This is a genomic window from Nonomuraea sp. NPDC005983 (assembly GCF_040614375.1).
Lineage (GTDB): Bacteria > Actinomycetota > Actinomycetes > Streptosporangiales > Streptosporangiaceae > Nonomuraea.
The window spans coordinates 24,589-32,341 of the sequence record NZ_JBEXUP010000103.1 but is presented as its reverse complement, the minus strand read 5'-3'; the positions used below and the strand labels follow the sequence as shown (position 1 = coordinate 32,341).

Annotated in this window: 4 protein-coding genes; 3 read left to right on the top strand and 1 reads right to left on the bottom strand. The window is 57.1% G+C overall.

Annotation, left to right across the window (positions count from 1 at the left end):
• Window positions 1-707: 707 nt before the first annotated feature.
• From ABZ297_RS33700 to ABZ297_RS33690, 3 genes are all read left to right on the top strand, one after another.
• Window positions 708-2,822: a DNA methyltransferase gene (locus ABZ297_RS33700; RefSeq protein WP_355354837.1), complete on the top strand. Its 2,115-nt coding sequence runs from the start codon at window positions 708-710 to the stop codon at window positions 2,820-2,822.
• Entirely contained in the window at window positions 2,819-5,317 is a 2,499-nt protein-coding gene (locus tag ABZ297_RS33695) for a DEAD/DEAH box helicase family protein (protein ID WP_355354834.1), read from the top strand. The genes ABZ297_RS33700 and ABZ297_RS33695 overlap by 4 nt, the downstream gene beginning before the upstream one ends.
• Before the next feature lie 595 nt (window positions 5,318-5,912).
• Entirely contained in the window at window positions 5,913-6,476 is a 564-nt protein-coding gene (locus tag ABZ297_RS33690; RefSeq protein WP_355354831.1) for an NUDIX hydrolase, read from the top strand.
• On the opposite strand, the gene ABZ297_RS33685 is transcribed toward ABZ297_RS33690, so the two are convergent.
• Window positions 6,454-7,671: an XRE family transcriptional regulator gene (locus tag ABZ297_RS33685; RefSeq protein ID WP_355354828.1), complete on the bottom strand. Its 1,218-nt coding sequence runs from the start codon at window positions 7,669-7,671 to the stop codon at window positions 6,454-6,456. The genes ABZ297_RS33690 and ABZ297_RS33685 overlap by 23 nt on opposite strands.
• Window positions 7,672-7,753: the final 82 nt, after the last annotated feature.

Genomic DNA, 7,753 nt, shown 5'->3' with positions numbered 1-7,753 from the left:
GGGACCGGCCCCCAGGCCGCACGCCCGGACGGCGGGCGGGCGGAGGGCCGGGGGTACGGCGGCGCGCCGCGCCGCCGCTTGATCACTATAAGAGCAATTCGGCAACAGGCCTCATCGACCATCCACTGACTCAGGTGGCCGAACGCTCCAGGAGACTATGGCGAAGGGGTGTAGCCGATAGCTGGATTTGCACTCCCAAGTGAGGACGTTGCTGCCAACGTTGCTCCGCCTTGGCTTCGGACAGCCAATATCGGTCTGGACAATAAGAGCCAGAATGTCGTCCACCTCGATCCGAAACTACTGGCGGTCGGTCTGCGAATTGTCATGCCCGACACTGACTGACTCTCACAACAGGATAGCGACATCCTTCCAACCGAAACGACTTCCGGCCTACATAGATGCGCACTTAGAACCCCTACCCCCCTCAATACCGCCAGGTCAGCTACAGGGAACGACTCACACGGACAGCCCAAAACGGAAGCACAGGCGAACCAAAAAAGGGACTACTACAGGACGATTCGACCTTTACGGCTTGCCTCTTATCTCGCATAGTGCTCTACCATTAGGTTTCTCTCACGTGGCGATTAGTTACGAAACGGCAAACAAGATCGGGGGATATAGCAAACCGCCGGAACTTTTGGGACATTGATGGCCGGCTGACAAGTCGGGCCTTCTTGAGGCTCTTACGGCGGGCGCGGAGGACGCGGATGGCTCACATCGACGCCTTGATCGACAAGGTAGCCGATCCAGCTCTACGCCAACTCCTGCGAGAGCAGGTAGCCAATCTCCTGACCAGGCAGTCATTCGGCCTCGTCTATCAGCAGCACAAGCCCGAGACTGTTGAACTCTACGACTATAAGATCCGCCGGAACTGCACAGTAAGGATCCTCAGCGCGGACGACGAGGCGCTCTACCGTGTCGAAAAGGTCTTTGGCGGATCCGCGCTGATCGTCTCCATGGACGAGAATGCCGAGAAGTCAGAGATTGACATCTCGGACCTAGTCGTGATCAGAGAATTTGGTGAGCCGATCTATCCAGGCTTGAGATCACTTGGAACGATCGAAAGAGGCGGTGATAAACCCTTTCATGTCGTCATGAACGCCGAGAATTTCCATGCTCTCGAGGCTCTGCTGTATACACATGAGCGCAAGATAGACGTCATATATATCGACCCGCCGTACAACTCCGGGGCTCGCGACTGGAAATATAATAACGACTACGTGGACGGCATTGACCAGTACAGGCATAGCAAATGGCTAGCCATGATGGAGCGACGTCTCCGGATCGCCAAGAGACTACTTAACCCTAACGACGCGTCACTTGTGGTCACCATCGACGAAAACGAAGTACATCATCTCGGAATGCTGCTCGAAAAGCTTTTTCCCGAGGCCACACGACAGCTGGTTACCATAGTTGCCAATCCGAAGGGGGTAACTCGAACTACACTTTCGCGCGTAGAAGAGTACGCTTTCTTCTGCTTCTTCGGATCAGCAGTAGCCAGCAGCATATCCGACGATCTGCTTACACCAGGTGCGGGGGACATCCCAGACAGCGAAGAAGTAAGGCCACGGTGGAAGGGTCTCTTGCGCTCCGGCAGCAACTCTCGAAGAGAACAACATCCAACCTTCTTCTATCCAGTTCTAATAGATCCGAAAACTCGGCGGATCCTTGGTGCAGGCATATCACCACCACTCGAGGTAGACCCTGACCCCACTGATCTCATCGATGAGTGCATAGCAGTATGGCCCATACGCAAAGACGGAACCTGGGGCCGCTGGATGCTCAAACCTCAGACGCTTCGAGAGTGGGCCGAAAAAGGCTATGTCGCATTAGGCAACTACGACTCCAATCGCAAGACGTGGGGTATCTCATATCTGACCACGGAGCCTCAGAACCAGATCGCCTCTGGGATCCTAGAAATCAAGTCGGTGGATCCCGTCACAGGCGTGGTCGACGTAGTTTACGCGAATGAGGCTTCAACGAGTCGGAGGGTTAAAACCGTCTGGCATCGGACGGCACATGACGCTGGTGTCGGTGGTACGGCAGTTGTCGAAGGCCTAGTAGGTGAAAGGGCATTCGATTACCCTAAGTCTGTCTATGCAGTCCGTGACACTCTCGACCTTTTGACACGGCATAAAAAGAAGGCCATCATTGTCGATTTCTTCGCAGGCTCTGGCACCACTTTACATGCGACAGCTATGCTTAACGCCGAGGATGGCGGTTTACGTCAATGTATCCTTGTGACGAACAACGAGGTTGGCCCCGAACGTCAGCGTCAGTTACGAGATCAAGGCTATACCTCGGTCGACGATGAATGGCAGTCGCAAGGGATCTTTCGCCACGTGACACGACCACGGGTTGAGGCTGCAATCCTTGGGCGTCGAGCAGATGGATCATCGATTCCAGCTACATTGAAGAACGCCAATGGAAGCCCAATGTTGGTCGGTTTGCTCGAGAACGTGGAGTTCTTTGACCTTACTTATGAAGATCCCGACCTCGTAAGTCTCGGGAGAAAATTCGAGGCGGTAGCGGCGCTCATGTGGCTAAAGGCGGGCGCTCGAGGCGAGCGAATCAATAAGGCTTCTAAAACATGGACCATCCCGGATGGATCCTATTATGGCATCCTGTTTGATACTGATCACTGGCGCGAATTCGTCGACCACGTGCAGAAACACACTGACATCGTTCATGCCTTCGTCGTTACCGACTCAGAGGCGACTTTTCAGCAGATTCTTACGGAACTGCCTACCAACATAGACAGCACCCAACTCTATGGCGATTACTTAAGCACCTTCGAAATAAACACCAGGGGGCAGGGGTGAGGTACATCCTCAAGGACTACCAGCTTGCTGCTGCGAACGAGATCTCGAAGACCCTCCGTCGGGCCGGCAAAGACTTCCAGGAAGACCCAAGCAGCCTGTGGTCGATCGCCCTAAGTGCACCTACAGGTGCAGGAAAGACCGTAATTGCAACTGCGGTGATTGAAGCCCTATTCGATGGCGCCGGTAAATTTTCGCCTGATCCACTCGCAACGGTACTGTGGGTAACAGACGATCCTGCCCTGAACGAACAAACTAAGCGCAATATGCTACAGGCCTCCTCCACTCTCGGCCCTAGCCGCCTCATTACAATCGATGCTGGATTCGATGATGAAGCCTTTCAGCCGCTACGGGTCTACTTCCTCAACATCCAGAAGCTAGCGCGAAGCAATCCCCTTTCGAGGAGCAATACTAATCTCCGAAGCTACTCTCTGTGGGAGACCATCTCAAACACCATCCGTGATAACGGTGCACATTTCTATGTAGTTATCGATGAGGCGCATCGCGGCATGAAGCAGGAGAGCGATCGGCCGACGATCGTATCGCGGATTATTAACGGACAGGAGGATATTAACCCTCCAGCACCCATTATCTGGGGAATCAGCGCAACACCGGAGAGATTCATTCAAGCCATTGGGCGATGGAATGGCCATCGCTCTAATAAGCAAGTTATCGTTCCACTTGACGAGGTGCGAGCATCGGGGCTTCTCAAGGACAAGATTATTCTTGACAACCCCGCCGCCGGACAGGTTGAGGGCGACACTACTCTTACTCGGGCCGCCGTCTTTCAGACGCTACAATTTGAGAAGAATTGGCGGAACTACGCCGCTGGCCAGGGCGAGCCGCCGGTCAATCCCGTTCTCGTGGTTCAGGTACAAAACAAGCCCTCCGATTCCGAAATGACAGAACTGCTATCTGCGATTTTCGACTCATGGCCGCGCCTTAGGGACGAGAACGTCGTTAATACGTTCGGGGAACATTCGGCAGTTAGTGTTGCTGGCCATACGATTAACTACATGAAGCCACAAGATATCCAAGACGACTCCTCAGTTCGAGTTGTGCTATGCAAGGACGCTATCTCAACCGGGTGGGACTGTCCCCGGGCTGAGGTGCTTATATCACTTCGTAGCGCAGCCGATTATACGTACATCGCCCAGCTGATCGGCCGAATGGTGCGCACGCCTTTGGCACGCCGTATCGCCACCGACCAGACACTAAATGACGTGCACTGCTACCTGCCACGCTTCAACAAGCAGCAAGTTGGGGAAATCGTCGATAGATTCGCTGAAGGAAAGAACGACGAGCCGCCAGTGGAGATAGTCACAGATCCACTCGTGGTTGAATGGAACGAAAGCCTACCTGACGAGCTCGTAGTCTTACTTCAAGGACTTCCGACATATGTCGTGCCGGGGCGCATCTATCGTACACAGATATCTCGGCTACATACATTGGCCACTCTCCTGACAGGGGACCATATCGTCGAAGAAGCGATCGCCCAGGTCCGTATCCACCTCAACGGCGGTCTTACTACACAACGTAAGCGGCTGGAGAAGGAAGGGCGATTCCAGCTTGCGTTGGCCCGTGTCCGAAGCCTTAAAATCGAGCGGACATATAGTCTTCTCGCCGCTGAGTCTATCGATGACCTGCCGCTCGACACATCGTACGAGGTTGATCGAGACGACAACAACATTGAAGACCTCTACAAGGTTGCCAAGCGCAAATTGCCCGAGGGCGTTGCTAGTAACTACTGGAACGAGCTTGTCGAGGCTCAAACAGATGACGAGTACGATCCGACAGAGGCCAAGGCGATAACAGCAGTCCTAGCATTACATCCGGAGGTGGTCGAAGCTGTTGAGTCTGCGGCCGAGCAACTGGTACGAACGTGGCTCCGCCAATATCAATCGTCGATCTCTAAACTGCCTGACGCCCGAAAGGTAGCCTACGAGCCTGTTAAGCGAGAAACTCGCAGCCCGGAGCTAACCGACTTGGTGCTGCCGAACTCGAAGGTGGTAAGTGACGCTGGACGGCGCTGGACGAAGCATCTCCTCGCTGCTGAAGACGGCACCTACCCATGCGATCTAAAGGGCTGGGAGGTGGAGGTCCTTGAACGGGAGCTTGAAGACATTGATCTGGTCGGATGGTACCGTAACCCAACAGGGGGAAATGCATCACTGCGTATTCCATATCGTGGCGCTCATTTCGACCGATCACTGTATCCAGACTTTATTCTGTTTCACCGGACAGACCAAGGCGTCAAGCCATCGATCGTCGATCCTCATGGGCTCTTTCTAGAGGACGCTTTAGCTAAGCTCCGAGGTCTAGCGAGCTATGCTGCTGAGCACTTTGACTGTTTCCAGCGCATTGATGCCGTAACCAAGATCGATGACAAGCTTTTAGCCCTTGATCTTCGCTCTGAGGTCGTGCGGAATGCACTGGGTGAACTTACCAGCGGCGGAGCGAAGGAATTGTTCAAGAAACTTGGCGGCGACTATACTTGATGGCGATACTCGCCACCACTTGGGATGACTTGGCCCGGCAGATGCATTGCCCTGCATCGTTGTTGTGTCTCTTGGGTTACAGCCGACCTTCTGATCACCATGAAGCTGATGAGGCCACGCCGAGATTGTTGTCTGCTAAGAGACAGCTGACATGGGTATCGTCAAGCCCATTAGTTTCTAGGTTTGCGGCGACGTATTGACGCGCCGTCGAGGACTCTTCGGCTCAGGGGTAGTTTCCGTTCAGCTTGAGTATTGGTTGCGGACCTTCGCCGATGCTCTCAGGCTAGCCGCATCATCCTGCTCCAGCTGTGCTTCACGTATTGTGGATTTTGCTCGTGGCTTCTTCGTTGTGATCCTCTTCTGCGTGATCTTCCTGCCAGACGCCAGAAGCGAACTAACGAGAGCCACGAGCTCCTGGCTGATCTGTGCTTGATCGGTGACAAGCTCGACGTAGACGGTCCGCGGCCCGAAACGTCAGCGGCGATGCGTCCCTTGATGAGGCAGAGCCTCACACCCAGGTCGCCAGCACAGTGTGTCGTCGCTGTCTCGGCTAGAAGCCATGTACCGCGAACGAGCAAGACGATAGCTTCGCGGTGTGGCTGATGACGCTGAGCTGACGCGCTGGGTCGTGCATGGGGAACGGCTGATCTATGACAACCGGTGGATTCGGCTGGGGCTGGCCGATGTGGAGATCCCGGGCGGGGAACGGTTCGAGCATCACGTGGTGCATCTGGATCGGGCCGCCATCGCAGTCGTACTCGATGAGCAGGATCGCGTCTTGCTGATGTGGCGGCATCGGTTCGTGTTCGATCGGTGGGGATGGGAACTTCCCGGAGGTCTGGTCGACGCGGGTGAGGACCCAATGAGGACCGCTATCCGTGAGGTGCAGGAGGAGACCGGGTACCGGCCGAACAACGTTGAGCACCTGGTGAGCTATCAGCCGATGGCCGGCATGGTGGATGCGGAGCACCTGCTGTTCGTAGCGCGCGGCGCCGAGCTGGTGGGCACACCTGAAGGAGAGGTGGAGGCCGACCGGATCGAGTGGGTTCCGATGGCGGAGGTTCCCGGCATGATTGCCCGCGGGGACATCTGGACGTCCGGGACGTTGATCGGGTTGCTTCAGGCTCAGGTGTGGCTCAACGGCCGAGAGCGCGGTTGACGGCTTTCGACAGTTCGTCGATGCGGCGGCGCTGTCTGCGACTGCCGGTCATGGTGGCCAGTTGCTGAGCGCGCTGAATGTGGGGCTGGGCGGCTTCGGGGTCGCCGACGGCCAGGAGGGCATGGCCGAGGTCGCAACGTACGCCGGATTCGGCTCTGTTGTAGGTGCCGTCCATACCTGCAAGGGCCGAGCGAAGGTCTTCGGCGGTGTCTGGGTCGCCGAAACGCACGAGACAGTTGCCGCGCCACCGGGCTACGTGGTGGGCGTTGATGGACAGGTACGGCATGTCCGGGTCGCCGTCCCCTTCGGGGAGAAGGGCGGCGGCCTGGTCGAGAGCCGCGCGGCAGGTGCTGTCGTCGCCGAGGATGGCGGCGGCTTCGGCTTCAGCGGCTGAGAGCCAGGTGCGAAGGCGAGCCGGCACATGCGCACCGTGCTGCTCGTGAACATGCTGCAGGAGTTCGGTGGCTTCGGCGGGGCGGCCGAGCTCCATGAGGACGTACGCCTGTTCGCCAGAGACGTAGGCCAGCAGGGCCGCGTCGTCAGCCTCATATGCGGCGGCCTTGGCGCGCTCGTAGTGCGTCCAGGCGTCGTTCAGTGCCAGGGTGTTGATGGCCTGCCATCCCGCGAGTGAGGCGGTTTCGGCGAGTAGGTGCGCCAGGTCGGCGCGTAGGCCGGGGCGGATGGCGTGGCGGTGGGCGCGCTGGATCTGGGCCATCTGGGCTTGCATCTTGTCGGCGATGGCAGGACCTCCGAGACGGCGGTCCAGCAAGCGCAGGTTGTTCGTGTCAGTGCGCAGGATCATGACCGTGGTGGGGTCGACTGCTGCGGCGGCGTCCAGGCGGCTGATTAGTTCGGTGGTTTGTTCCTCGTGTTCGTCGTCGTGGTCGCCCGTGGGCGAGGCGATGTCGAGTGGGGCCAGGCCGAGGAGCATGCGGGCGTGGTCGGGCAGGCGTAGGCCAGAGGCGATGCGCTCGATGACGGCGAGTTCTTTGATCGTTCCGTTGCCGCGCAGGATGGCGTTGACGCGAGGCTGACCGAGGCCGGTGGCGGTGCCGATGCGAACCTGACTCGCGCCGTATTTGACCGCAAGACCGAAAAGTCCGGCAATGTCGCGCTCTCTGAGAATTCCCCGGGTCTGTTCCTGTTCCCAGACAGCGGCGGGTAGCTCAATTGGGTCAAACGCGCCATTCTGCATTGCTGACCTCCGGCTTTGTCAATGTCCGGATGATGCATTGCCGTGTGGCGGAGCCTATATCCCATCGTCGTATATCAGCGTG